The 26,567-nt window shown below is 49.5% G+C and carries 22 protein-coding genes; 14 read left to right on the top strand and 8 right to left on the bottom strand.

All coding sequences use genetic code 11. The features are described 5' to 3' along the window. The first annotated feature begins 42 nt into the window (after positions 1 to 42). The 4 genes from J7438_RS01510 (at position 43) to J7438_RS01495 (ending at position 2,243) form a co-directional block, all read left to right on the top strand. Entirely contained in the window at positions 43 to 426 is a 384-nt protein-coding gene (locus J7438_RS01510) for a hypothetical protein (RefSeq protein WP_209275153.1), read from the top strand. Between the two features lie 63 nt (positions 427 to 489). Beyond that, positions 490 to 939, top strand: coding sequence for a nitrilase-related carbon-nitrogen hydrolase (locus tag J7438_RS01505; RefSeq protein ID WP_209275152.1), 450 nt, complete (start codon positions 490 to 492; stop codon positions 937 to 939). 144 nt (positions 940 to 1,083) lie between these two features. Then, complete coding sequence (lnt, locus tag J7438_RS01500) at positions 1,084 to 1,674, top strand: apolipoprotein N-acyltransferase (RefSeq protein ID WP_209275246.1); 591 nt, start codon at positions 1,084 to 1,086, stop codon at positions 1,672 to 1,674. 257 nt (positions 1,675 to 1,931) lie between these two features. Beyond that, positions 1,932 to 2,243 carry a hypothetical protein gene (locus tag J7438_RS01495; protein ID WP_209275151.1) on the top strand — a complete coding sequence of 104 codons (312 nt, stop codon included), beginning with the start codon at positions 1,932 to 1,934 and terminating at the stop codon, positions 2,241 to 2,243. Between the two features lie 98 nt (positions 2,244 to 2,341). On the opposite strand, the gene J7438_RS01490 is transcribed toward J7438_RS01495, so the two are convergent. Further along, positions 2,342 to 3,316, bottom strand: a complete 975-nt coding sequence (locus J7438_RS01490; RefSeq protein WP_209275150.1) for an ankyrin repeat domain-containing protein — start codon at positions 3,314 to 3,316, stop codon at positions 2,342 to 2,344. 160 nt (positions 3,317 to 3,476) lie between these two features. Between J7438_RS01490 and J7438_RS01485 the strand changes: the two genes are divergently transcribed. Beyond that, positions 3,477 to 6,458 (top strand): hypothetical protein, encoded by a 2,982-nt coding sequence (locus tag J7438_RS01485; protein WP_209275149.1) that lies wholly within the window; start codon positions 3,477 to 3,479, stop codon positions 6,456 to 6,458. 45 nt (positions 6,459 to 6,503) lie between these two features. Here J7438_RS01485 and J7438_RS01480 read toward each other — a convergent pair whose 3' ends face one another. After that, complete coding sequence (locus J7438_RS01480) at positions 6,504 to 7,163, bottom strand: YdcF family protein (protein WP_209275148.1); 660 nt, start codon at positions 7,161 to 7,163, stop codon at positions 6,504 to 6,506. A gap of 124 nt (positions 7,164 to 7,287) precedes the next feature. Here J7438_RS01480 and J7438_RS01475 point away from each other — a divergent pair, with 124 nt between their 5' ends. Next, positions 7,288 to 8,514: a cation:proton antiporter domain-containing protein gene (locus tag J7438_RS01475; RefSeq protein WP_209275147.1), complete on the top strand. Its 1,227-nt coding sequence runs from the start codon at positions 7,288 to 7,290 to the stop codon at positions 8,512 to 8,514. A gap of 29 nt (positions 8,515 to 8,543) precedes the next feature. Here J7438_RS01475 and J7438_RS01470 read toward each other — a convergent pair whose 3' ends face one another. Both J7438_RS01470 and J7438_RS01465 read right to left on the bottom strand, forming a co-directional pair. Beyond that, positions 8,544 to 9,044 carry a hypothetical protein gene (locus J7438_RS01470; RefSeq protein WP_209275146.1) on the bottom strand — a complete coding sequence of 167 codons (501 nt, stop codon included), beginning with the start codon at positions 9,042 to 9,044 and terminating at the stop codon, positions 8,544 to 8,546. A gap of 110 nt (positions 9,045 to 9,154) precedes the next feature. Continuing rightward, entirely contained in the window at positions 9,155 to 10,816 is a 1,662-nt protein-coding gene (locus J7438_RS01465) for a putative transporter (RefSeq protein ID WP_209275145.1), read from the bottom strand. 268 nt (positions 10,817 to 11,084) lie between these two features. Between J7438_RS01465 and leuS the strand changes: the two genes are divergently transcribed. Further along, complete coding sequence (leuS, locus tag J7438_RS01460) at positions 11,085 to 13,712, top strand: leucine--tRNA ligase (protein ID WP_209275245.1); 2,628 nt, start codon at positions 11,085 to 11,087, stop codon at positions 13,710 to 13,712. Between the two features lie 230 nt (positions 13,713 to 13,942). Here the strand turns inward: leuS and J7438_RS01455 are convergent, their stop codons facing one another. The 4 genes from J7438_RS01455 to J7438_RS01440 form a co-directional block, all read right to left on the bottom strand. Beyond that, positions 13,943 to 14,863, bottom strand: coding sequence for a hypothetical protein (locus J7438_RS01455; protein WP_209275144.1), 921 nt, complete (start codon positions 14,861 to 14,863; stop codon positions 13,943 to 13,945). Between the two features lie 164 nt (positions 14,864 to 15,027). Beyond that, complete coding sequence (locus J7438_RS01450) at positions 15,028 to 15,861, bottom strand: hypothetical protein (RefSeq protein ID WP_209275143.1); 834 nt, start codon at positions 15,859 to 15,861, stop codon at positions 15,028 to 15,030. An 86-nt stretch (positions 15,862 to 15,947) separates the two neighbouring features. Further along, positions 15,948 to 16,631, bottom strand: coding sequence for a hypothetical protein (locus J7438_RS01445; protein WP_209275142.1), 684 nt, complete (start codon positions 16,629 to 16,631; stop codon positions 15,948 to 15,950). 362 nt (positions 16,632 to 16,993) lie between these two features. Then, positions 16,994 to 18,385: a hypothetical protein gene (locus tag J7438_RS01440; protein WP_209275141.1), complete on the bottom strand. Its 1,392-nt coding sequence runs from the start codon at positions 18,383 to 18,385 to the stop codon at positions 16,994 to 16,996. A gap of 268 nt (positions 18,386 to 18,653) precedes the next feature. Here J7438_RS01440 and J7438_RS01435 point away from each other — a divergent pair, with 268 nt between their 5' ends. From J7438_RS01435 to J7438_RS01405, 7 genes are all read left to right on the top strand, one after another. After that, entirely contained in the window at positions 18,654 to 20,030 is a 1,377-nt protein-coding gene (locus J7438_RS01435; RefSeq protein ID WP_209275140.1) for an aq_1923 C-terminal domain, read from the top strand. Between the two features lie 203 nt (positions 20,031 to 20,233). Further along, on the top strand, positions 20,234 to 21,124 hold the full coding sequence (locus tag J7438_RS01430) for an aspartoacylase (protein WP_209275139.1): 891 nt from the start codon (positions 20,234 to 20,236) through the stop codon (positions 21,122 to 21,124). A 238-nt stretch (positions 21,125 to 21,362) separates the two neighbouring features. Continuing rightward, a complete protein-coding gene (katG, locus tag J7438_RS01425; RefSeq protein ID WP_209275138.1) occupies positions 21,363 to 23,528 on the top strand; it encodes a catalase/peroxidase HPI in 2,166 nt (721 codons plus the stop codon). Between the two features lie 148 nt (positions 23,529 to 23,676). Beyond that, positions 23,677 to 24,252: an LPS-assembly lipoprotein LptE gene (locus J7438_RS01420; protein WP_209275137.1), complete on the top strand. Its 576-nt coding sequence runs from the start codon at positions 23,677 to 23,679 to the stop codon at positions 24,250 to 24,252. Next, positions 24,249 to 25,298, top strand: a complete 1,050-nt coding sequence (gene holA, locus J7438_RS01415) for a DNA polymerase III subunit delta (RefSeq protein ID WP_209275136.1) — start codon at positions 24,249 to 24,251, stop codon at positions 25,296 to 25,298. The genes J7438_RS01420 and holA overlap by 4 nt, the downstream gene beginning before the upstream one ends. A 141-nt stretch (positions 25,299 to 25,439) precedes the next feature. Beyond that, positions 25,440 to 25,877 (top strand): hypothetical protein, encoded by a 438-nt coding sequence (locus J7438_RS01410; protein WP_209275135.1) that lies wholly within the window; start codon positions 25,440 to 25,442, stop codon positions 25,875 to 25,877. Positions 25,878 to 25,951: 74 nt separating this feature from the next. Beyond that, entirely contained in the window at positions 25,952 to 26,566 is a 615-nt protein-coding gene (locus tag J7438_RS01405; protein ID WP_209275134.1) for a LysE family translocator, read from the top strand. Position 26,567 lies beyond the last annotated feature (1 nt).

Below are 26,567 nucleotides of genomic sequence, written 5' to 3'. Positions count from 1 at the left end.
ATAATTCAAGCATCAAAAGTCATGTATTCAACTCCTTGGCAGATGCTTGATATCTCCCCTGAACCTGAATGCACTTCGGGTCAACCCGGCACTCCCTTCAGTCTTGTTCAAGTCAGCTTGACCAAGCAGGAATACATTGATCCCAAATGGCAGGTCAATCACTATCGGGATCTGTGGGAACGAGCTCGAGATCGTGAGCGCGAATTGACAGCAGCCATTGCCTTGATGAAAAAAGAACATAAGGCTAAAGTCGAGCAACTCAAAGTGTCGGAGAGCCTGGCAAATCATTGGGAAGGGCTTGTCCGGTTTATTCAGAATCCGGATGTCTCTATGGACAGCGACGTCCCTTTCACCTCTTCAGGTTGTGCGCTACCTGCTGTCGCTGGCCGCAGGTGCGGCCGTGCCCCTGGGCTTCAGCCCTTTTGACTTCTGGACACGACCTTTGCTGCGCTGGCTCCCGTTATCGGAACCTATGGCTTAAGCCTGCTGATGGTATCCACAGCCTGCCTGTTGTTTGCCCTGATTATTCCGGCTAAACAGCAGCGAACACCCAATATTATTGCTTTATTCATCGCCCTGGTATGTTGGGGACTTTCGTGGCCCCTCAACAACATGGCATGGACAGAAAAAACCGGCGATATCTCCTTCAGCGCGGTACAGGGAAATATCCCCCAAAACCTGAAGTGGGACCCTGACTTTATTCACACCACCATCATTAATTACATTGGCCTGAGTGAAGACCAATGGCAGCAGGAATTGATTATCTGGCCGGAAAATGCCATTCCACTGTTTTATAACCGTGCCCGGGGCTTGATGGCTCAGTTGGACAGAATGGCCCGTCAGAATAACAGTACTTTAATTCTTGGCATGCCAGTGGATGATAATGCTGGCAGCGAAACCCGTTACTTCAACAGTATTCTGTCTCTGGGAGAAGGCTAAGTAGTTGGCCAAATGGAATCGTATATTTCTGGCTAAGTGGGCAGTTACTATGCAAGGCACAACGCAGGGAGCATAGCCGTAGCTATGTGATCGGAGTTGTAACGCCGCAGAGTGACTGTTCACTTAGTCAGAAAATAGGATTTCATTTGGTTAACTACTTATTTACCCTCAGAGGGCCCTGGCCGCTACGACAAGCAGAAGCTGGTGCCATTTGGTGAGTTCGTTCCCATGGAGTCCCTGCTACGTGGATTGATTGATTTCTTTAACCTGCCCATGTCAGAATTCTCCCGTGGAGACTCAGAACACCCCTTACTTAAGGCGGGCGAGGTAACCATTGCCCCTTATATTTGTTATGAGGTGGTCTACCCGGACTTTGTCGCACAAATGGCGCAAGAGAGTGGGCTGCTGATTACCATCAGCAACGATACCTGGTTTGGCAAATCCATTGGCCCTGTCCAGCATTTCCAGATTGCCCGGATGCGAGCGCTGGAGACCGGACGCTTTATGATCCGGGCTACCAATGACGGCATTACCGCCCTGATTGATGAAAAGGGACGTGTGGCAAAAACCATTCCGCGCTTTACCCATGGCGTTTTGTCAGCAACCGCAGAGATTCGGGCAGGGCAGACGCCGTTTATGGCCTATGGCTCCTGGCCGGTGTTACTACTTGTTGGCTTCCTGATGGTTATACTGCCGCTGTATTTTAATCCCCGGAAAATGACGTCAATAAAGTGAAGCAGTATTGCAGAAAATCGATAGATTTTTAAAACAGCCTCTTAATGCCTACTATAAGACTCCCTGAAAAGAACAAGGTGTTATCACAACTAACTAATCGGTTAGTGATTTGTGTGAACGCAAATTGCTAATTTATAACCGTTTACAATGAACCCGGCATTAAAGAACGGAAAACCTTGAGTATTGGAACATATACATCGGGCCAGGCCGGAAACTGGCCTCTTATGGTTTTCCATAGGATAGCTTAAGGAGAAGTCATGAAAACATTATTATTACTAATCAGTATAATCACAGCCAATACCTCTATGGCCTCAGTCATTATTACAGACTGGTATCGTTTAAGTGGTTCGGGAGCAGAAGTTTGTTTTAGAATATTTCCTTCTTCAGGTCAGCCTGAACTTGTCAGAGTGACAGTAGATAAAGGACATAGTAAAGAAGCCCATTATTTAACCTGGGTAACGTCTGATGAAAAATATTGTAAGGTGGTTGCAACGACCAAAGGTCGGGTTGAAGTTCAACAACACAATACCTCCGAGTCAGACTCGAAATATTTTAATCTTTTTCATTAATAGAAATTTTGAAACCGGCCCTATGGCCGGTACTACTACCTGTTTTTTTCTGTTTATTTTAATTCCTGAAAATAACAAAATAATGGTGAAACCCTGCCCTAAGGAGTCATTGTCTTCCCAAGAGCGACTTCTCTGGTTAAATCCACCCCCTGCTCAAATCGTTCAAACGCAGCGATAAGTTCAAACTCTATCGTTTTCAGCCTACTCTGTCTTTCAGCTTCTTCCAGCCCGGATAATCCCAGATAGTCCACAACATAACCCATGATCTGATCAATCATCCGGTCATCAGGCTGGAGATGATCCAATGGCGAATTACCCCGGTTATCCAGATTTGCCAAACTCGGCCAGGCTCCTTCTGATAACAATAATGCAAATACTTTAACCCTCTCGGGATGTTCACTTCTGCCTGCGTGATGAAGTGGCCTTACACCCGCATAGGTCGGATGATTGATGGCGATTTGATAGTCAGGGTCAGCCCTGAACATATCACAGTACCACCGCACAACCTCTTCCCTGCCACCGGCTGCCAGATTAAACCGGTTATTACCGGTATTGTTGGCAGCCTGTCCCTTTAAATCCCCTGGAGTTAATATTGCCTTGATGGATCGAAACAGTTGGTAATATTCCGCCCGCAGCGCTTCGGGAGCACTGTTTAACAGAAAAACCAGTATTTGATCCGGACAGTCGCTGTTGATTGCCGGACCCACTTTACCAGCAACTTCATAGGCAATTTCATCGACTGATCTGGCCCCATTGGGTTCATTAAACAGTGATACAATCTGCTCATGGGAAACTGAGTTACAAATCACCTGAAATGCCTGAGAATCGGCTGCAGCACATGCCCAATGAAGAGGGTTCATGCCAAAAGGGTAATCAACATCCCTGCCGATACGTAATGCCTCAACAGCCACAGAAGCCAAAGGTTTTGCCTTATCAGCAAAATCAGACACATGTCGGCACCTGGAAAAATCAAGCACTCCTTGCTCCATCGTTGAAGCAATGCCACCACTGGCAATCGCCTCTGCAGACACATCTCTGTAAGGATCAACAGGCTGAGTTCCCGGGGCATCCATCAAAATAACCTCTCGACGCTGAAGACGCTGAAATAGTTTGATCTTTTGATTAGCAATCCAGCAAAAAGTTTCGTCCAATATTCCTTATATAAAAATGGAACCGGAAAGTCGCTACAAGGTCAAATGGCGATATTTAAAGTCCAGGTGTGCAGGGTGTCTTTTGAAAGCAGCAGCATCCACTCATTCCCCCCCAAAGCCTGCGGGCCGGGTAAATCAAAAAACCGGTTCAAACAGGATTCCTGACCGTGCCGGATGTTCATTTAACGGTAAAAGTGTCTCAACGCATCAGTTTCATAGAGGCACAACCCCACCTCTGAATGATGCCAGGCGTATTGAGTTTGCCTTTTGGAATAAAAGGCCGTTAAAGGGACATCAAATCACCCCGACTGAGGTGATTAAAGCCTATGGCAGTGACTGTTCGTCTCTCAGAGCTGGCTTCTTCCTGCAAAAGCTTTGCGCACAGAACATTCTTCTAAACAATAGAAAAGTCACCCCGGAGCAGGTTATTCAAGAATTCAACCGACGGCCAGATGGCAATAATAAGTGCAGATTGGCGATAGCACACTATAGAGAGGAATTTTGCCTGAAGGGCCTGCCATTGAATGGCAAGCCGGTCACAGCGGATACGGTGATCAAGGATTTCCCGAATACTCCGCAAGGCATACTGGGAAGAGCGCGTTTTAAGCAACAATGTTGCCTTGGCGGCCTGCCATTGAATGGCCAGCAGATTACACCGGATGAGGTGGTTAAGGCTTTTCCGGACAGTCAAGTCGGTAAACTGGGGGTAGCGCGCTTCACCGCAGAATGTTGCCTGAGTAGCCTGCCGTTGCATGGCCATCGGGTCACAGCGGATGCAGTGGTTCAGGCTTATCAGGCAGCCGGGGCAACACTGGAGCTGGCACGCTTCAAAGCGGAATGTTGCCTGAAGAGACTACGGTTGGATGGCAAGCTGGTCACACCGGATGCAGTGGTTAAGGCTTATCCGGATAGTCCGGCCGGAAAACTGGGGATAGCGCGTTTCAAAGCAGAATGTTGCCTGAAGAACCTGCTGCTGTATGGCCGACAGGTCACACCGGATATGGTGGTCAAGGATTATCAGGCCGCCGGGGCATCACTGGAGCTGGCGCGCTTCAAAGCAGAATGTTGCCTGAAGAACCTGCCGTTGTTCGGCCGGGAGGTCGCACCGGATGCGGTGGTAAAGGATTATCAGGCCGCCAGGGCACCACTGGAGATGGTTCGCTTCAAAGCAGAATGTTGCCTGAAAGGACTGCGGTTGAATGGTCGGCCGGTCTCACCGGATGAGGTAGTTAAAGGTTATCAGACCACCAAAGCGCTACTGGAGCTGACGCGCTTTAAGGAACAATGTTGCCTGAGGAACCTGCCGTTGAATGGCCAGCTGGTCACAGCGGATGCGGTGGTTAAGGGTTATCAGGCCGCCAGATCACTACTGGAACTGGCACACTTCAAATCGGAATGCTGCCTGAAGGGCCTGTTGTTGCAGGGCCGACAGGTCTCAACGAATGAGGTGGTTAACGATTTCCTGGCTAGCCGGAGAGGCAAACTGGGGATAGCGCGCTTCAAGGAACAATGTTGCCTCAGGGGTTTGTTGTTGTATGGCCAGCGGGTCACGCCGGAAGAGGTGGTTAAGGAATTCCCGGATAGTCCGGAAGGCGAACTGGGCAGGGCCCGCTTCAAGGAACGATGTTGTCTGAGGGGCCTGCTGCTGAATCGCCTGCCGGTCACAGCACATCAGGTGGTTAAGGATTTCCCCGATAGTCTGGAAGGCAAACTGTCGCTGGCGCGCTTCAAGCAAAAGTGTTGCCTGAAGGGCTTACCGCTGAAGGACCGGCAGGTGACACTGGAAGAGATACTGAAGGATTATCAGGCCGCCAGAGCAACACTGGAGCCAGCTCGCCTGAAAGCAGAATGTTGCCTGAGAGGCCTGCTATTGAATGGCCGACAGGTGACTCCGGATGAAGTAGTCAGGGCTTTCCCAAACAGTCCGGAAGGCAAACTGGGAAGGGCCCGCTTCACGGAGCAATGTTGCCTGAGGGGCCTGCCATTGAATGGCCAGCCGGTCACACCAGATGCAGTAGTTAAGGGTTTTCCGGACAATCAGGCTGGCAAACTGGGGATAGCGCGCTTTAAGGAACGATGTTGCCTGAAGGGCCTGCCGCTGAATAGCCAGCTGATTACACCAGATGCAGTGGTTAATGACTACCAAGGTGCCATGGCAACAATGGAGCTGGCTTGCTTTAAGGCAGAATGTTGCCTGAGAAACCTGGCGTTGAATGGCCAGCAGATTACACCGGATGAAATGGTCCGGGGTTTCACCAATAGTCCGGCGGGCCAATTGGCGGCAGCGCACTTCAAAGCGGAATGTTGCCTGAGAGACCTGCTGTTGAATGGCCAGCAGGACACGCCGGATGCGATGGATTATGAACGGGGTGGCTGGTTGCTCGAAAACACTATTTTGTATTCTCAGCTGCCATTGAAGACAAAAGTGTTGGAAAGCATCTGGGATAACCAGCAAGTATTAGACGCGTTTAATGAAATACCCGGCGATCATTCTGCCGAGCAAACCAAATATCTGATTCAAAGGCTGAAACAATCTCTGCAGTACGGTGACACCAACGAAGCTCAGGATATACTTCAACAGGCTTGGCAAATCTCAAACAACGCACCGGTTCAGGACGATGAGCAACACCGACTGCAATGTATCCTGAAATTCATGGCTATGCAGAATGAATGGACAATTGACCATGAAAACCTGTCAGCAGCACAGGTGTTGCAATCCACCAAAACACTGAGACACACATTTCAGAACTTACGCATACGTTTCTTCTTCCTGGCGCACTGCTATATCAACAGCCTGTGTGTTAATGGACAACAAATCCATAAGGATCAGGTATTAGAATGCCTTAAGAGTTTTCCTGAAGAAAGTAAACTGCATCATGCTTTAGTCTGCTGGCTTGAAGAGTGCCGCAAAGACACCAATGTAATGGATTATATGCTGTTTAGACGCGAAAAGACCGTTGGCGGTGATAGTCTTCACAGATACGATGTCTCTGATGGTCAACACGAGACTTCGGCTTATTTCATGTTATCTGTTGATGAAGACTATGGGCTTGATATGAATTGAACGACAAAAACTGTCTAAATAGCACTGATCCAGGCTGCACAACAGTCAGCTGCGATAGATCAGCCAGTACCATAAATACCCGGCGTACTCTCTGAAAGCACGTTCACTGTCGCTCAAATAACGGGCACTTGGCAACCATCGACTGATACGGAAAGTGTCTTTTGGGGCACCGGCCAGCATCCCCGGTGCCGGAATCACATGGAAACCAGCTCGTTCGAAGCTGAGAACAGCCCTTGGCATATGCCAGCCATGGGTCACGAGTAAAACCGACTGAATATCCTCAGGCAGCATTTCACGGGCATACACTGCATTTTCCCGGGTTGTAGTACTTTGATCCTCCAACCACCGGGTTTCCACAGCAAAATCATGTTTAAGACTTTCTGCCATGATGGCGGCTTCCGGTCGGAAACCGCCACCACTGACCATCACCGGCAGCTCAGTCTGACGGCTCAGCCATGCACCATAACGGAGTCGCTCCAGGGTATACATGGAAGGGCGAAAGCCTGACATCTCGGGGCTGATACGAGGTAAACCACCACCAAGAATCACCACTGCCTGAGGCTCTACAGGTTGTGTTTGCCCCGGCGTAAAGACCGGGTAGCGCTCAAGGCTGCGAATAAGCAGCGATGCTACCGGCTGGGTTGAGAACAGATAAAGAATGACCAGTACCAGCCAGGCAATCCATGACTTAAAAATCAGTCCCATTATGATCAGCCAAATCAGCAACATGAAAAAAAGAGTCCACTTGTTTTTCTGAACGACCCCGCAGGCCCTGGTGGGGACACGTTATTGTGACACGCTCATTGAAAATCGGACAATCCCAACCTGTTTGATCAACTATCCTGAACAGTCCCATAGTTTTAACGATAAGGTTTACGCTGTGCAAGGACCGTTTGAGCATCTTGTTCTGGAAATGGCTGTCATCTTTGGTGGTGCATCGTTACTGGGTACCCTGTTTGTCTGGCTGAAACAACCCATTATTCTCGCTTATATAGGCCTTGGTATGCTGATTGGTCCCCAGGGTCTGAATGTGGTCATGGATGATGGACATATTGAAGCGATCTCCACCATGGGGATTATTCTGTTGATGTTTCTGCTGGGGTTACACCTGCACCCCAGAAACCTGCTCAAACAGTTAAAACAAACGGCGCTGGTAACCTTTCTCTGCCTGAGCGCTGTTGGTGCCATGATCTGTGCCGTTCTTGCCCTGCTCTTTGGTTTTCCATTGATAGAAGCGTTGATCGCTGGCCTGTCTCTGGCCTTTTCCAGTACCGTACTCAGTTTAAAGCTGATCCCTACCACAACACTGCACCATAAGAGAACCGGTGAAGTGATGATCAGTATCCTGTTGTTTGAAGATATTCTGGCCATTCTGACCATTCTGATTCTTTATAGCAGCAACGGTGGAGCCCATATCGAAGCGCTATTACTGCCGTTGAAAACCTGTGCATTTGCCCTGGGGGCCTGGAGTTTTGTCCGATATATCCTGCTACCGCTGATGGGGCGTTTTGACATTATCTCTGAGTATATTTTTCTGGTGTCACTGGGCTGGTGCCTGACAGCAGCTCAACTGGCGGAGTCTTTTGGTCTGTCCCATGAGATCGGCGCTTTTATTGCCGGAGTCAGTATTGCTACATCGCCAATCTCACTGATTATTGCCGAGGGTTTGAAACCGTTGAGGGAGTTCTTTCTGATTCTGTTTTTCTTTTCGGTGGGAGCCCAGTTTGAACCGATGCTAAAAAGTCATCTCCTGATGGCCATTCTATTGACGTCAGCGATCGTATTAATTGCCAAGCCCATACTGTTTAAATATCTGCTGAAGCATCTGGCAGGCGAACGGAACGATAATGCGGCAGAAATGGGGTTACGTTTGGGGCAGAGCAGTGAATTCTCACTACTCCTGGCTTACGGAGCCATGACGGCAGGAAGAATCCAGCAGGAGACCGCATTACTGATCGAAGGAGCGGCAATTCTGACCTTTATAGTTTCTACGTATCTGGTGGTATTCAGACTGCCAACACCGATATCACCCAGCAATGAGTTAAGAAGTGATTGAGACTCTGCTGATTTTTTAATGCTACAAAGTCACTGAGCATTCGATTCAACAACATAATAGATTATGCCTTCAAGTTCATACCACCGGGAGTTTGGAGGCAATTCACCTGGATCATTAGCTATTTGAATCTCACTGAGCGAACCATTAGCGGGGTTTATGTGGTCTCTGATGTGTTGATCAACATCTGACAGCAGGGCTTTCTGGTTACAATTGCTAAAGGGGCAGAGAACAATCAGATTATCCAGAAGCGTCTTAGTCTCTATACTGTAGCTGGTTAATGTTTTTCCGGTAACAATAATGCCATCGCAATTATGCTCTCCTGTTGCTAATAAATCGTTATTATCTATGCAAGGTTGGCAGATCGTATGATGGCAACCATCAATTTTCCTGCCGTTGTAGGTTATATTTCTGCATTGAATGCATTCCAGGCTTCTCAGTGCGGATATCTGCGATGACTCATTGCTAAAGGCAACATCTACCTGTCGACCTGAGGGTGTGATCACTGAAAAGGGCTGTAAAACGCCGGGCATAATCTGAGTTCCTCTGCATCCTCTGAAACAACAACCGGTTATGTTTTCTGGTACTAAGACGACTTTGACCATTACCAGCGCTTTTTAGTTCCAACCCTCAGGACAGTTCCTTACATGAGCCCCCACAGCAACACTGCCAGTATCTGCGGTGACAAAATTCTCAAACACATCACCAGCGGATAAACCGTTGCGTAGGACAGTGCCGCCGCTCCGGACTTTTCATGCAGACTATTGGCAAAGGCCAGCGCAGGTGGGTCCGTCATGGAGCCTGCCAGCAGGCCACAGAGGCTCAAATAGTTAAGCCCACCAAACATACGGCTGGTAATACCGATCACCAGCAGCGGCACCAGGGTGATCACTGCGCCGTACAGCATCCATTGCAAACCATCCCCATGCACCAGGATATCCACAAAGTTTTCCCCGGACTTTAAACCGACCACGGCCAGAAACAGAACAATACCAATCTCCCGCAAAGCCAGGTTGGCACTGGGCGGCATAAACCAATATAAACGACCAATACTGCCTATTCGGCCAAGAATCAACGCCACCAGCAGAGGTCCACCCGCCAGCCCCAGTTTGAGCGCCGCTGGCAGGCCCGGGATAGCCAGTGGCACAGAGCCCAGCAAAATCCCCAGACCAATACCAATAAACACTGGCATCATCTGAACCTGTTGCAGCTTCTGCTGGGCATTGCCCACCTGATTGGCCACCGCATCAATCGACTCAGGGCGACCAACCAGGTTGAGAATATCACCAAACTGCAACGTCGCCTCCCGGTTGGGCACCAGCTCCACACCGGAGCGGTTCAGGCGGGAAACCACCACGTCATAACGCTGCTTGAATTTCAGGTCGATCAGCTTTTTACCCAGCACCTTCTCATTGGTTACCACCACCCGGGAAGTTCTGAGCTCCGTACCCTTGGTGGTCAGGGACGCGTCCACCTCTTCGCCGAGAATAAGGCGGGCACTCTGTAATTTCTGTCGACTGCCAACCAGATGGAGAATGTCACCCAACGCCACTGTTGTATTGCCCTTGGGGACAATCAGCTCTTCGTCCCGCTTCAGTCGAGAACAGACCAGTTCTCCGTCATTCAGCCCCGGAACATCCTGAAGCGCCAGGCCATCAATATTCGGGTTTCGAATGGCAACATTGATGGTATACAGGCTTTCCTTTCCGGTACCGGACACTTTCTCAAAGGCTTCCGCCTCCTGGTTAACGTCTATTTTGAACAGTCGCCGGATAAACCACATACTCAGCAGAATGCCACAGATACCAAACGGGTAAGCCACCGCATAGGCAGAACCTGGCAGTGCCAGCATGCTCTCTGGCGTCCCCAGCTCGGCCAGAATGCCGGTACCCGCCGCCAGAGAAGGCGTATTCGTCACTGCGCCCGAATAAACCCCCAGGACAACGGGCAGTGGAACATCAAACATCAGATGAAGTACGGTGGCCACCACCCCGCCCAGCAGTACCAGCCCTGCGGCAAAGGCATTCAATTTCAGACCGCTGCTTTTCAGCGATGAAAAGAAGCCCGGCCCCACCTGAATCCCGATGGTGTAAACAAAAAGAATCAGGCCAAATTCTTTGATGTACTCCAGTGTATGGCTGTCCAGATGAATATCCATCTGATAGACAAAGTGCCCCACCAGAATACCCCCGAACAGCACTCCACCTATGCCCATACCGACGCCGCGGATGCGCCAGTTACCTATCCACAGGCCCAGCACGGCCACCAGCGACAGGATCGATATGGATATCGCGATATCGCTCATTATGTTTTCCAGAAAGTGAGAATGAATGGATGACGAAAAATGCATCACCTTACCAAATATTGACAGTCAGGACGGATGATATAGATCAATGGAGGACAATCTGTATGGATAAATCCACAGGAAAAGTGCAGTTGCGCAGGCAGTGTTGTATCCTTGCGGGTTATTAGTTTCCCTGACTCTTTGATTGGTTTTCCACGAAGCTTTTCTCACCGGACGGCTTTCAGGAAAGCATCAAAGCGATCCTTTACATTAAGCCCGTTGAGCGATGATGGAAGAGCATTACCAACCGCATCAGATTGAGAGCGAAGCCCAGAAATTCTGGGAAGACAATGACAGCTTTGCTGTTACCGAAGGCACTTCAGAAGGCTGTTCAGACGAGAAGAATAAAGAGAAGTTCTACTGCCTCTCCATGTTCCCGTACCCCAGTGGCCGACTGCACATGGGGCACGTTCGTAACTACACCATTGGTGATGTGATTTCACGCTACCAGCGCATGCGGGGCAAGAATGTCCTGCAGCCTATGGGCTGGGATGCCTTTGGTCTGCCTGCCGAAAATGCCGCCATCAAAAACAAGACGGCACCCGCACCCTGGACCTACGAAAACATCGATTACATGAAAGGCCAGCTCAAGCGCCTGGGTTTCGGCTATGACTGGAATCGTGAGCTGGCAACCTGTAAGCCGGATTACTACAAGTGGGAGCAATGGTTCTTTACCCGGCTCTACGAAAAAGGCCTGGTATACAAAAAAATGGCCACCGTTAACTGGTGCCCAAACGACGCCACCGTACTGGCCAACGAGCAGGTTGAAGATGGCCGCTGCTGGCGTTGTGATACGGTCGTTGAGCGCAAAGAACTGCCCCAGTGGTTTGTCAAAATCACCGCCTACGCCGACGAACTGCTGGCCGACCTCGATAAACTCGAACACTGGCCAGAGCAGGTCAAGGCCATGCAGCGCAACTGGATTGGCCGCTCCGAAGGCGTACAGATGACCTTCAAGGTTGCCAATGGGCCTGAAGGTGCCCCTGATGAGTTCAAGGTTTACACCACCCGACCTGATACCCTGATGGGCGTGACCTACGTGGGCATTGCTTCAGAGCACCCATTGGCCAAAGCGGCAGCGGCCAATAACCCTGCCCTTGCCACCTTCATCCATGACTGCAAATCCAATGCCGTGACTGAAGCCGAAATGGCCACCATGGAAAAGGTCGGTGTCGATACCGGCATCCGGGCCATTCACCCAATCACGGGGCGTGAAGTCCCTGTATGGGCGGCCAACTTTGTACTGATGGATTACGGTACCGGTGCAGTGATGGCGGTTCCCGGCCATGACCAGCGGGACTACGAGTTTGCCACCCGCTTTGGTCTGCCCATCGAACAGGTCATCGAGCCTGCCAATGGCGAAGCCATTGACCTTGGCGCAGCGGCTTTTACGGACAAGGGTAAGCTGGTGAACTCCGGTGAATTTGACGGCCTGAGTTCAGAAGAGGCGTTCAATGCCATCGCCGACCGACTGATTGCAGAAGGCAAAGGTGAGCGTCAGGTGAACTATCGCCTGCGCGACTGGGGTGTCAGCCGTCAGCGTTACTGGGGGGCACCAATTCCGATGCGCTACCTGGAAGACGGTACTGAAGTTCCTGTTCCTCTGGAAGATCTGCCGGTGCTGCTGCCAGAAGACGTGGAAATGGACGGGGTTCAGTCCCCCATCAAAGCAGATCCTGAGTGGGCAAAAACCACCCACAACGGTCAGCCTGCCACCCGTGAGACTGATACCTTTGATACCTTCATGGAGTCCAGCTGGTACTACGCCCGCTACTGCTCGCCACACTCTGATGACCAGATGCTGAACCCTGAGCAGGCCAACTACTGGCTGCCGGTGGACCAGTACATTGGTGGTATCGAGCATGCGGTTATGCACCTGCTCTACTCCCGTTTCTATCACAAGCTGCTGCGTGATGCCGGCCTGGTGGACAGCGATGAGCCGTTCAAGCGCCTGCTCTGCCAGGGCATGGTACTTGCTGACACCTTCTTCAAGCTTGATGACAAAGGCGTCAAGCAGTGGATTGCCCCGACGGATGTCGACAGCGAGTTTGACGACAAAGGACGTCTGGTTAAGGCTACCCTGAAAACGACAGGTGAAGTGGTTGAGCATGCGGGCATGAGCAAGATGTCCAAATCGAAAAACAACGGTATCGACCCACAGGACCTGATTGATCAGTACGGTGCTGACACGATCCGTCTGTACACCATGTTCGCTGCGCCACCGGAGCAAACCCTGGAGTGGTCTGAAAGCGCTGTAGAAGGTGCCAACCGTTTCCTGCGTCGCTTCTGGAAGCAGGCCGCAGAGCATATTGCCGGTGGTGCTGTGGCCGCTCTTGATCTGAACGCCCTGACCAAAGAACAAAAGGATCTGCGCCGTAAAGTGCATGAAACCATCAATAAGGTTTCTGATGACTGTGAGCGCCGCCTGACCTTCAATACCGCCATTGCCGCGATCATGGAGTTGAACAACGCCATCAGCAAGTTCCAGGTGAGCCATGCACAAAGTCAGGATCGCGCCGTTATGCGCGAAGCCATTGAGGCCACCACGCTGATGCTGGCACCGATTGCGCCTCATGCCATGCACAGTATCTGGCAGGCTTTGGGCCACTCTGAGCCAGTATTGGATGCTTTATGGCCGGTAGCTGACGAAGCAGCGCTGAAGAAAGAGGCCATCACCCTGGTGGTTCAGGTCAATGGTAAGGTGCGGGCAAAACTGGAAGTACCGGCAGGCCTGGATAAAGACGCCATTGAGAAGCTGGCTCTGGAGCATGAAAACGTCAGCAAGTTCACCGATGGTCTGACAGTCCGCAAAGTGATCGTGGTTCCCGGTAAACTGGTGAATATTGTTGCCAATTAGTCGTAAGCTGATGACTACCCGGGCCGAGTTACTAATACTGCTCTCAAGGTCTATTCCATGCCCACCCCGTTAGAAACGGGGTGGGTATCAAGACGGAGTTTTCTGATTATTAAGCAGTTAACCAAACGGAATCCTGTTTTTTTGACCAGGTCATACAGCTATGCTGTCTGCGTTGTGCCTTACATAGTAGCTGTCCACTTAGTCAGAAATATACGATTCCATTTACCCAACTACTTATCGACAGTAACTTTTAAGGCAAGTACGCGTTTTTCTGCAATGTCAACATCACCAACCAGAAATGCATTATTAGTGCGAACAATCACTTCAGGGTCAGTTTTCAGCAGGATGGCACTATTTTCGACACTAACATCATAAGACTCTATGGTTCCTTCTACAGGTTTTGGCTCTAAGCCTGTTTCTCTAAACGCAATGTTGATGTCTCCCCCCCTGTATCCGCATCCAGCATCCGTAATTTTTTTGTTCATCGTTACCATCATAAAGATGGTGGACTTGCAAGGTCGGTTTCTATCGCCATAATTGTACCAGCCACGTTCCATTTTATCCGATGTTACTTCCGCAGTTACAGGGTAACGCAGAATTTCGGCTGTCAGAATATTTATGGTGTGGCCACCCAATTGCAACTCAACAGCCATTCTTTTAATCGCACAGAATAACAAATTGATAACTGCATCCGACTTCACATATTTTCTGAGTTCAGGTTCAATAGCATCTCTGTTCATAAGTTCGCAGCGGTCATCCAGGAGGAGGCCAGTGATGCCGGGAGCACTGTCACCAGTCAGAGGAATTTGAAAAAAAGCAGGACTATATTCAGGAATAACCAGTGACGGTTTGCAGAATAATTCCGTCGGTTCAAAAAGGGTCCATACCTCATACTTCATAACTTCACTTTTTGACTTTGGATAGCCTTTGATAACACTATTGAAATCAGGATTTGTTGCTTCTTCAATATCTTCATTGGCTTTTATGAGTACAGTTTTCGGAATAACATCAGCTAACTTGACGAGTATGCCACGAAAATTGCCTTGCGTGTTTTTTCCTCCTGCTTGATTATCTTCATTTTGATCCTGAGGCTTCACGGTATTGGAAACCGGATTCAGATTCAAAAATTTCGGTGCGAGAAGAGGGTCCATAATTTGATACCAAAAAAAGTTCATTGTTGTTTGGGTAATACACCTTTCTGACACATCGATCAGGAAAAAGTTCAGTTTCTGATTAAATCCTCAACAAGATTTTGTACGGAAGGATTCAGGACAGCCAGTACAACAAAACACACTGTAAATAGTTCTGGACTTATTCATTCCATATTACCCCCCCTGGGTATTGATGCGGATACAATAATATTGGCAGCAAACCTTGTAATTCCCCGGGTCAGAGCGACCAGAGGTAAAATAGCGTTAAAGGCTCCGAGATTTTGCTGACCATTGGCTTGATGGAAGTCTCTGGGATACTTTTTCTGCGTGTCAGTGGGGTGCAAAGTTTTCGGGTACAGTATTTTATCCAACTGCCCGGTGTTCTTCAGGTGTTCTGAGTAGCACTCACGATCAGGGTTTAATGCACCGGGGTCTGTGACCTCATCAGGCTGCTGGGCAGTCCAGTACAGAATCTCCAGGGCTGAGCGAGTCAACCATGAACGGTATTTGGTATCGTCTAACCCCATAAATTCTTGCAATCTTGACTTGGGCTGTAATTCTTTTTCTTTGGCAAAAAATCCTGACAGGTATTCGTTCAGTAGCTGTTCAATAAAGTTTTCTGTCTCTTCCACTGCCTGTTGATTTTGATAATAATAATCTTGTGAATCCCGACGCAAGCGTGACCTTAATAACACGGCAGCGAGCAAATTTTCGCATAGGGCATTGGCAAAGCTTAGCCGCTGTATAACCTCTGGCGTATAACCCCAGGTTTTAGAGTCTTTCGCACCAAGACCGCTTTTTATGGAGCCATAAAACTCAACATCGCCCCAATCCCGTAAACCATCCCAGCCAAAGTCAGGACGTTCAATCGCTTCGATCCAGCATTCAAGCTTTCCTGGTAATGGAAAGGCGAAATAAGCGGAGTTCCCCAACAACGCGCTTAGGAACACCCATCGACGCCCGGTAAAGTGAAATGCCGGTATCGTTGACGTAGGCATAATCCCAAACTGGCCATTAAGTACGCCAATATCATGGATGCCATTCAATATGAATCAAGAAAAAAGGATTGGCATTCACCAGCTTCTTAAATAACAAACCAAGTTTTTTTTTCATCTGCCTTATATCTTTGTGAGACAAACCCATATACATTACCCAAGACCATGCAATGACATCTCTTTATTGGCTCATCTTCTCCCAATTCAGCTGTGACAATCTTTATCAGCACCTCTTCAATCAAGACAGGGTCCTTGTAGAAAGTACTGTATCGACGTTGATTCATCAAAAACTCATAATAATTACTAATCCATTTCTGGTCATTGAGTGAATCCAAAATGGCTTCTTTTGTTATAAAATGAACCGGAACTTCTGATAATTGACACAAGCCATAGGATAATTGTGACAGGCAGTATTCTTTGTTTTTATTTTTAATATGTTCCGGAAGGTATTTGAGCCCTATCATTCCTGAACAAATGAGTTCATTGTACAAGTCATCATTTTTAAAACTCTCAGGGAGAGTGCGCAAGGATTTTATTTTCGCAGTGATCTCCAGATGATCATAAATAAAAATTGCCATTTTCGGTGGTGTTTTAGAAGGAATACTTCTTTTAAGAAGATAATCGATAACGATCATAGATTCTTCTTTCGTGAGTTTATACGCCCCATATTTAACCACTGTTTTTATCAGCTCGACTTGTGTGTTGGACAAGATAGCAGTGTTAGTAAAAGAATTTGGCTTATGATCACATAAGGTTTGGGATAATTGATCCACCAATTTCTCCTGTATTAAATCATCCTTAATCCTGACGAAGATGTGCCCTTAAAGAGTACCTTTAGACTTTGACTCATTAAAAAAACTAAAGTTCTAAAAAAGAGGTGCAGGGCTTACGCAGGAAGACAATCATTCACATTTGAGCCACCTTCCTCGCTGAGGATAAACATCTTCAATAGTTCTGCCATATGGTTTTGTCAGCCTGTACGACACCAATTGTTTCAGGCATGCCCATTCCGCTTTTGTAGTTTAATCTGTATCACTGATGGGGAAAACAAAAAAGCAAATTGGCAAGACTCCACGGGAAGTGAGCTTTAAGGCGGCTAAGGAAACACTGGTGTCATTCCTTCAGACGTTTTCCTTTATTCGTCATCATCAAAAGGCTCATCATCGAATAAAAAAGATGACCCTTCCCTTTCTTTTTCTTCCTCTTCCTCTTCTTCACGTTCTTTCCTGCTTTTCCTTTTCCTATCAGACCGATTCAAGGGATTTGGAGCTGTATTAGGTAAAATAATGGGAGGTGGCTGCTTTTGACCACTTTCCACAGCCAGTGGTGGTTGTGCTGCGATATTGGCCAACCCCATTGAAGCAAGCAACTGGTTTAACGAACCCATTGCCTGAGCGGAACTGATGGGCGTTGCACTGTTATTGGCACTGGTATTGATACTGGTATTAATGCCGACCTTGTTACCTGACTCAGGGCGAACAGCTTCATTTGTACTCCTGTTCCCCGGGGAAACAGGCCCTTCCCCGTTTTTCAGCCTGCTCTCGCCATGCCCATTATGCACCCCGGACTTTATTGGTACAGATAATCCATCATGCTCTACTCCGCTGCCAAACCCATTGACTACCCCCGGCTTTAATAACTCCGAATGGTATTGCCGATTAACAAGAGCAAGTCTTTTTTCAGGGGCAATTTCAGCAGCAATATCAGCGTTAGTGGCATACTGATTTAAAAGAGAGTCAACTTCTTGCAATAAAGCAGAGTCTGTCAGTGAGTTAGCATCTTTTAAAGCCAGCGACAGCTTCTCCGCCAATCTGGATAACTCCATCGCTTTTTGAATATTTTCCGGACGCCCCTGCAACATGAGACTGTTAATAAGGTTACCTAACAGTTCACTGATTGAATGTCGTTGAGACAAGGGGACCCTGCCCCCCTGGGACGCTGCGTGATCTTCAGACTCCCCCTGTCTGGCATCAATGATCTGAACACTGCCACCCGTTAACAAGGCAATCAGTTGTGCTACTTTTGCTATCACCTCAATGATAATTTGCGCTGACTGGCTTTCTGTCAGGTCAGGTCCGGAAACCACAACATGCAGTGCAGGTGGTGTGGTAAAGAGAGAGGCAATTGACCTATCGGGTAAGGCCGTCCAGGCAGGCAATATCCTATTACCTGAGACAACATTGCTGATAAAAGCTGGCTGTGAAACCGCTATTGGCATTGAAGGCGGCGCTGTAAGTGAAGATGGTGGCTGCGGGCACTGGCTTGTAACGTTCCTCTCAATGACTGTTCTTAACTCACTACCTAATGGCTTGGCAAAAATCCTGTTTTGAACAGTCCGCAGCTCCCAACGCTCCACCAGCCGCAACTGCCTGGAGTTACCCATAGCATCGGTAACATACAGATTCTTTTCTTTGGTCAGTTCAGTGCAGCTGACATTGGCTGTCTGGCCGGAATTGGGCAAATCCGGCGGCATGGATGCCGCCGGTTGCATAGGTACCGCTAATTGCATGGATACAGCTTCTGCCATGGGGCCTCCTGCTAAGTCCAAAGCAGAGAATGCACTCTGCCATCATATTGAGTTAATTATTATTTTTCCCTATATACAGTAAGACACTGAAAATCCGGATAAGTTCCGGCATGGTGGGGCGGCCAGCCTCCCGGAACCTGGCAGCAATCAGTAAAGTCCATCCGCCAAACGGGAGCTGAACATATCAAAGAGGACGCTGGCTTACCTTGTGAATTACTGGCAAAATTCCTGACCATATAAGATTTTATGGATAATTCAGGGTGATAAAGTGCTTCGTTGGTTAAAAGGACTTACGCTTGTCACAATTCTGGCAGCCGTTATTTTGCCGGGAATCATGTACTTTTTATCCAGTAAAATCACCTTGATGGTAAATCAGTGGGTCGCCAGCCTCTCTCCTTATGCCCGTGTCAGCTATGAGCAAATTGATATAGGCCTGGGCGGCACTATCAAGCTTCACAATGCAACGATTGATCTACCATCCGGCCAGCAGCACAGACTGGAAATACAGCGAATATCCCTTCGCTTTCCAGAGCTTTATGGACTGTACCAGCCAGCCTTAACCGGTGATTACTCTCTGATACCGCAATCCCTGACTGTAGAGCTGCAGGGCATGAACTTATTTTTTCTGGACCACCCTGACCTGGAAGCCCATTTTTCCAAAAGGAATGAGTCATTAAACACAAGCCTTGCCGGAGCTTGTCATGACCAGCATCTCTTTGGCCCTGCACAGCTTGAATCAATGGGTTATACCTCCGCTAATTTAGTCAATCTCGGACTCCGATATCAATTTCATGACTTCAACCAAACGCTTGACCTTGTCCTTGAAAGCGAAATTCAGGGGTTGGGATTTACTACGTTGGGCCTGTCCATCGATAACATAAGCCATCTTGACCGGGCAGCATTCAAAACCGAAACTGCGGGACTAAAGCAACTTTCTTTCTGGTATCAGGATGATGGGTATATAAGCCGGAAAGTCAGGTTCTGCGCTCAACGCTCTGGCGTTTCAACTGCTGAGTATGTTGCCCGGGAAGTATCACGGGAGAATCAATACTACGGGGCAATATGGGGCGTTATTCCGGGGGATTCTATTCGAGAGGCATACCAGGACTTCCTCAACAAGCCAGAGACCGTCTCCATTAGCCTGGAATTTCAGTCCCCGTTTCTTTTCAACCGGCAGTACCGGGAAGATGACGTTCCGGTGGTTAGCCAGCGCTCTGTATCGATTAACAATAGTGAAATCATTGCGCCAATACTCACGATTGTTCCGTGGGAGATAAGTAAAAAAGTGGCTGAACTGCAGGCAATACTGTTGAGCAACGTCGAATTGCCGGACGTAGACAGCCGCAGGGCAAACCCTGTATCTGAACCCTATGATGACCAATCAGCCTCCCTGCCTGAACAGGAAATAGACCTGAGAGCAGTGTATGTTGGTCAGCATATCCGGTACCAACCTGTGAAGCTGACCAGTTTGACTGAAGGTGAACTGCGGCAAATCAGAATTACCCTGAGCAATGGACGCCAGTATGAGGGCATTATTAACAGCCTCAGTGACAGTGAGCTTCAGCTTAAAAGCCTGCAGTCAGGAGGCGAACTGGTCCTCCCGATAAAACTTGAAAGAATTGTTCAACTTGAAATAAAGATGTAAACGCCGGGAATGATTCCCTGCACAGTAAAACTGGCGTAATCATCGGACTATAACTAGTCTCAGCAAGAAATCCCCCCGGTAGTATCATCTAACCAATGGTGAAAAGTGGGTTAAACACATCACGCATACGCTGTTCGTTGATAACAAATGCAGTCAGGCAGCCATAAAAAATCAGATAAACAATTGCACTGCCAGAGAGGTTAATGATGAAAAATGGCAATCATCAGGTCATTGAAAAAGTCACTATTATTGGCGGAACCCACGGCAATGAATACATCGGTCCCTACTTCATAGGCAAGGCAGAGCAAGCGGGGGTTTATCAGGATAATGCCCTGGAAGTGGCAACGCTCCTTGCCAATCCGGAAGCCTTTGCCCGGGCAAGGCGGTTTATTGATCAGGATTTGAACCGATCATTTTCTGCCCGGGTTCTCACCGGTACTCAAGACGCCCATGAGTGTCAGCGGGCAAGAGAAATCGCCCGACACTTCTCTCAGGATGACACAGGCCAACACTTCCTGGTTGATCTCCACAGTACCACCGCCAATATGGGCATTACCCTGATCGTTAGAAACAGTGAACCACTAAACCTTCACACTGCGGCTTATGTCCAGAAAAATATTCCCGAAGCCCGGATCCTGCTCAGCGATGTTGACCATGTTCAGCACCAGTCGTTAAACAGCATTTCACGTTTTGGTATTGTGATTGAGGTTGGTCCCTTAGCCAATGCCGTGCTTCGCCATGATCTCTTTGAAACCACTGAGAAAGTGGTGGATCTGGTCGTTAAGTTCCTGACTCTGTGCAAAACCCGCCAGGAACCCAAGCTGCCTGATGCAGTAACGGTATTCAGGTTCAGGGAAAAAGTACCCTACCCCAGAAATGAACAAGGGAATCTGGCCGCAATGGTTCACAAAGACCTTCAGGATCGGGACTATCGTCTGCTGGAAACCGGTCACCCCATTTTTATGACATTTCAGGGTGATGACATCCGATACTCCGGGGAACCAGGCTATCCGGTATTTATTAATGAGGCCGCTTACTACCTTGAAGATACGGCTTTCATCATCACCGACAAAGTTGAAGTCTCACTGGATTGAACATCTATTGGTCTAACTATGCTCACTTTCCTTTTCTGAAGCAGAAACCACAGGCAGTTAACTGCCAGCAATCAACAATCAGTACTCCTGCCTAAAAAAACGCGAAAACACCCCATAGATAATCAGATAAAATTCGTAATATACTGATACAAAAGGAGAAACATTGACCCAAGTCAAACCAGCACCCCGTTGGAAAACTGATAATGCTGCCAACGTAACCCACAGGAAAAACTGAGCAATGAATCATCCCCACTCTGGAAAATGTCCCGTTATGCACGGTGCCGTGACCGAGAGCGGCAAGTCGAATGTTGACTGGTGGCCAAAAACTCTGAACCTCGACATTCTGCATCAGCATGACCAAAAAACCGACCCGATGGCACCAGAGTTTAACTATCGGGAAGCGGTGAAAACGCTCGATTTTGCCGGCCTGAAGCAAGACCTTAAAGATCTGATGACCAACTCCCAGGAGTGGTGGCCTGCCGACTGGGGACACTACGGCGGCCTGATGGTACGCATGTCTTGGCATGCGGCCGGTACTTACCGTATTGCCGATGGCCGTGGCGGTGCCGGTACCGGTAACCTGCGCTTTGCCCCATTGAATTCCTGGCCCGACAACGCCAACCTGGACAAAGCCCGTCGCCTGTTATGGCCGATCAAGAAAAAGTACGGTAACAAGCTGAGCTGGGCTGACCTGCTGGCTTATGCAGGTACTGTCGCTTATGAATCCATGGGGCTGAAAACCTTTGGCTTCGCATTCGGCCGGGAAGATATCTGGCACCCTGAAAAAGATACCTACTGGGGCTCTGAAAAAGAGTGGCTGAAGCCAAGCACTGAAGAAGGAGGACGCTACTCCGGGATGCGTGACCTGGAAAACCCATTGGCAGCGGTGATGATGGGTCTGATTTACGTCAACCCGGAAGGTGTGGATGGCAATCCTGATCCACTGAAAACCGCCCACGACATGCGCGTCACCTTTTGGCGTATGGCGATGAACGCTGAAGAAACCGTAGCCCTTGCCGCCGGTGGCCACACTGTAGGTAAGTGTCACGGTAACGGTAAGGCAGAACTGCTGGGTGAGGCTCCGGAAGGTGCTGAACTGGAAGATCAGGGCCTTGGCTGGCTCAACAAAAACAGCCGGGGCATTGGCCGCAATACTGTGACTTCCGGCATTGAAGGTGCCTGGACCACCAGCCCAACCCAGTGGGATAACGGCTATTTCCACCTGCTGTTCAAATACGACTGGGAACTGAAGAAGAGTCCGGCCGGTGCCTGGCAATATGAGCCCATTAACATTGCCGAAGAAGACAAGCCTGTGGATGTGGAAGACCCATCCATCCGCTATAACCCCATTATGACCGATGCGGATATGGCGCTGAAGGTAGACCCGGAATATCGCAAGATTTCCGAACGCTTCCGTGATGACCACGCCTACTTCTCCGAAGTGTTTGCCCGCGCCTGGTTCAAGCTGACCCACCGGGATATGGGACCACAAACCCGCTACATCGGCCCGGATGCACCACAGGAAGCGCTGATCTGGCAAGACCCGGTACCTGCAGGCAAGACCGATTACGATGTGGCTGCGCTCAAGGCCAGAATTGCCGCCAGCGGCCTGAGCAACAGTGAGATGATCACTACGGCCTGGGACAGCGCCCGGACTTTCCGTGGCTCCGATAAGCGCGGCGGTGCCAACGGTGCCCGTATCCGTTTCGATTTCCAGAAGGACTGGGAAGGCAACGAGCCCAAGCGTCTGGAAAAAGTGCTCTCGGTACTGGAACCGATTGCAACAGAAGCCGGTGCCAGCCTGGCAGACGTGATTGTTCTGGCCGGTAATGTCGGTCTGGAAGCCTCTATCAAGGCAGCGGGTTTTGACGTTAAGGTGCCTTTCGCTGCTGGCCGTGGCGATGCCACGCTGGAGCAGACGGATATTAAGTCCTTCGAAGTGCTTGAGCCTCTGCACGATGGCTTCCGCAACTGGCTGAAGCGGGATTACGCCGTGGCAGCGGAAGAGATGCTGCTGGACCGGGCTCAATTAATGGGACTCACCGCCCACGAAATGACAGTACTGATCGGCGGTATGCGGGTTCTGGGTACTAACCATGGTGGCAGCAAACACGGGGTCTTCACCGATCGCGAAGGTCAGTTAACCACAGACTTCTTCGTTAACCTGGTGGACATGAACTACACATGGAAACCGGCCGCTGATGGTCTCTATGAGATCCGGGACCGCAAGACCGATACCGTGAAGTGGACCGCTACCCGTGTTGACCTGGTATTTGGTTCCAACTCAATTCTGCGAGCTTACGCAGAAGTGTACGCCCAGGACGATAATCAGGAAAAATTCGTTCGTGACTTTGTCGCCGCCTGGACCAAAGTCATGAATGCTGATCGCTTTGACCTGGCTTAATCGCAACACCTGCTAAAACCCGATACACACGCCGCATTGATTGCGGCGTGTTTTTTGTCATGGCTAATTTTCTTTTTTCTGCTTACCGCCGTCATGGTAGAGTTACAGGTCGAATTTGAACACTTGAAGCATCATTGGTGGAGAGATCATGACCTACCCCTTTCGTTCAGTGAGCACGCTGACTTTGCTGCTGTTAACCAGTCTGTTAACAGCCTGTGGCTTCCATCTGAGAGGAGAAATGAGTACGGACAGTGAGATCCACCAACTGTCCATCACCGGCAATGATCCGGTCTATATACGCTCTCTCTCCAAGGCCATGGAACGCAGTGGCATCGATATCAGCGAGACGGCTCCCTGGCGCATCAATATCATCCGCGTTGAACGTGATACTGATCAGCAGACCGCTGTCAGTGCTGGCTATTTTGAACAGAGAATTGCCATGCAGGTGGTCTACCAGTTGCAGACCGCCTCTGGCCTGCCGCTGTTCGCTCCGGTTCAGTTAACCCGTGAACGCTACATCACCCTGAACCAGGATGCGCCGAATGCGGCGGAGTCAGAACAAGGGATTATCCTTTCTGAGCTACAGCAGGAGCTGGTTGCCACAACCCTGCGCCGGATTCACAGTCTGTCTGAGGCTGAGCTGTCAGCGGCCGCTGAACAAGCCAGGGCTGCGGCGCAAGCCCAGATGGAGAACACTGAATCGAACCGGAACCCTCTGCCTTGAAGCTTCGTATTGACCAACTGGGAGCACAGCTGAAGAAACAGCTGGCACCTGTCTACATCGTCAGCGGTGATGAACCGCTTCAGGTTGCCCGATGCTGTGATCAGATCCGCCAATATGCCAGGGACACCGGGTTTTCCGAGCGCCATGTTTATCATGTTGAAAATGGCTTTGACTGGGGGGATTTTCTCAGCACGGCCAACAGCCTGTCGCTGTTTGCCCAGAAGCAGATTCTTGAGCTGCGAATCCCCAATGGCAAGCCCGGAGATGCAGGCAGTAAAGCGCTGCTGGAATACCTCAGCCACCCCTCACCGGACAATCTGCTGCTGATGATCACGGATCGTCTGGATAACACCCTGCAAAAATCAAAATGGTTCAAGGCGCTGGAACAGGTCGGAGTATTTATTCCCATCTGGCCAATCGAATCCGGACAGCTACCAGGCTGGCTCGCTCAACAGCTTAAAGTGGATGGCTACCGGGCAACCCCGGATGCCCTGAGCCTGATTGCCGAGCGTGTGGAAGGGAATCTTCTGGCGGCATCCCAGGAACTGGAAAAGCTCAAGCTTCTGGCCAGGGACAAAACCATTGATGAAGCTACTGTGCGAGAAGCGGTGTCGGACAGTGCCCGATATGATGTGTTCCAACTGCTGGACAGCGCCCTGGAAGGCAATATCAAGCAGTGTGTGCGCATCCTGGGCATTCTGAAAGGTGAAGGCATTGAGCCTCCGATCATTCTCTGGGCACTGGCCAGGGAGATACGCCTGCTTAGCCATCTCAGCCGACAGCTATCCCGGGGAATGGCAAGGGATCTGGCCATTGAACAATCCGCTAAAGCGCTGGGGTTCGTGCCATTTATGCTCAAGCGCAGGACATCCTTGCTGGAAAAGGCCATTCGCCGGAGCAGCGAGCGAAACCTGCGTCAGATGCTGCTGTATACAGGAAAGATTGATCGTTGTATCAAAGGGTTAGAGAAAGGTAACGCCTGGGATAAACTGCTGACCCTGACCCTGAATCTGGCAGGTTTACCCCCCATTCAGGTCATCAACTGACTCTAGCCCGGAAGCGCTGATTTCATCTGCCTGGCTCATTCATCAATAACATGCCCTGAATCCTGTCGATGAACATGACATGGAACCTAATCTGGTACGTGCGGTCTAAAAAACTAAATAATGTTTAATGGACTATGCAGTATGAACAGATCTTTTCTTGTTAAAAAGCCATCATTGGACGGCAAATTCTGGTGGGATAACAACAATATTCCCGGCTACCTGATGAATTCGGACATCGAGAAGGCACTCGATACCTTTCGCCGGTTAAAGGAATTTCAGTACATTGAGTTTAATCAGGGCAGGCCTACTTATGTGTTTTTGATGGAAGACGTGTGTCCGTATACCCCCTACGATAAGGTAATGGTCTCCATTACTGACCGGGGCGATATGAAATATGTCTTTGTATACAACGACCCCCGGCCAGAAGAGCGGTGGTGGATCGTTTATCAGCCCATCAATGAGTCAGGGGTGCCGATTAGCACTGAACGATGTGTGGGCTGGTTTATTGATGAGTATGCCGCGCTGGAAAAGGCCAGGGATATCCTTGCCAAACCGGACAGAACCAGCAAAGTTAATTAAAAGACCGCTGGCAAAGCACTATACTTCGCAGCCAATACAGCATCACAGAAACAACACATAAAAGTAGTAGTGCGATGACAGCATCTTCCTGGTTATCCATTCTGGCCATTTGCGCGCTTGGAGCCATCTCACCGGGCCCAAGTCTGGCGGCCGTCATGAAAAGCACCGTGCAGGGTTCCAGGGCCCATGGGCTGGTTACCTCGATTTCCCACGCCCTGGGGATTGGCATTTATGCGTTTCTGGTGGCGGCGGGTATCGGTGTTGTGATTACTGAAACGCCCTGGCTCTATAAATTGATTACCTATGCAGGTTCCGCCTATCTGGCCTGGATGGGGTACAAGGCCATTACCTCCGCATCCTCGTTAATTAACGACCAGCATCAGTTACAGCAGCAGCTGAGCCTGAAACAGGCGGCAATTGACGGCTTTCTGGTCGCTTTTCTGAACCCCAAGATTGCCGTATTTTACCTGGCGCTGTTCAGCCAGTTTGTAACGCCTGATTCCACGGTAATGACTCAGATACTGATGGCATCCATTGCCACACTCTGCGATGGTGCCTGGTATTGCCTGGTTGCCTCAGTAGCAGGCCATGACAAAGTGCTGCCAGCGCTACGAAAAAGAGCCACGCTGATCAACCGGCTGTGTGGCATCCTGCTGATTCTGGTGGCTCTTCGTATTGTGTGTATGTAGT

The sequence above is a fragment of the Thalassotalea sp. G20_0 genome, assembly GCF_017744175.1.
In the GTDB taxonomy this organism is placed as follows: Bacteria; Pseudomonadota; Gammaproteobacteria; order Pseudomonadales; family Endozoicomonadaceae; genus Endozoicomonas.
The sequence above is the reverse complement of the archived record's forward strand: the minus strand, read 5'-3'. Positions and strand labels throughout refer to the sequence as shown.

Excerpts from the sequence above, each read along its gene's own strand:
- J7438_RS01510 (WP_209275153.1), top strand. The coding sequence starts at position 43 with ATGCTTGATATCTCCCCTGAACCTGAATGCACTTCGGGTCAACCCGGC.
- J7438_RS01505 (WP_209275152.1), top strand. The coding sequence starts at position 490 with ATGGTATCCACAGCCTGCCTGTTGTTTGCCCTGATTATTCCGGCTAAA.
- J7438_RS01495 (WP_209275151.1), top strand. The coding sequence starts at position 1,932 with ATGAAAACATTATTATTACTAATCAGTATAATCACAGCCAATACCTCT.
- J7438_RS01490 (WP_209275150.1), bottom strand. The coding sequence starts at position 3,316 with ATGGATGCCCCGGGAACTCAGCCTGTTGATCCTTACAGAGATGTGTCT.
- J7438_RS01480 (WP_209275148.1), bottom strand. The coding sequence starts at position 7,163 with ATGGGACTGATTTTTAAGTCATGGATTGCCTGGCTGGTACTGGTCATT.
- J7438_RS01470 (WP_209275146.1), bottom strand. The coding sequence starts at position 9,044 with ATGCCCGGCGTTTTACAGCCCTTTTCAGTGATCACACCCTCAGGTCGA.
- J7438_RS01465 (WP_209275145.1), bottom strand. The coding sequence starts at position 10,816 with ATGAGCGATATCGCGATATCCATATCGATCCTGTCGCTGGTGGCCGTG.
- leuS (WP_209275245.1), top strand. The coding sequence starts at position 11,085 with ATGGAAGAGCATTACCAACCGCATCAGATTGAGAGCGAAGCCCAGAAA.
- J7438_RS01455 (WP_209275144.1), bottom strand. The coding sequence starts at position 14,863 with ATGGACCCTCTTCTCGCACCGAAATTTTTGAATCTGAATCCGGTTTCC.
- J7438_RS01450 (WP_209275143.1), bottom strand. The coding sequence starts at position 15,861 with ATGCCTACGTCAACGATACCGGCATTTCACTTTACCGGGCGTCGATGG.
- J7438_RS01440 (WP_209275141.1), bottom strand. The coding sequence starts at position 18,385 with ATGGCAGAAGCTGTATCCATGCAATTAGCGGTACCTATGCAACCGGCG.
- J7438_RS01430 (WP_209275139.1), top strand. The coding sequence starts at position 20,234 with ATGATGAAAAATGGCAATCATCAGGTCATTGAAAAAGTCACTATTATT.
- katG (WP_209275138.1), top strand. The coding sequence starts at position 21,363 with ATGAATCATCCCCACTCTGGAAAATGTCCCGTTATGCACGGTGCCGTG.
- J7438_RS01420 (WP_209275137.1), top strand. The coding sequence starts at position 23,677 with ATGACCTACCCCTTTCGTTCAGTGAGCACGCTGACTTTGCTGCTGTTA.
- J7438_RS01410 (WP_209275135.1), top strand. The coding sequence starts at position 25,440 with ATGAACAGATCTTTTCTTGTTAAAAAGCCATCATTGGACGGCAAATTC.
- J7438_RS01405 (WP_209275134.1), top strand. The coding sequence starts at position 25,952 with ATGACAGCATCTTCCTGGTTATCCATTCTGGCCATTTGCGCGCTTGGA.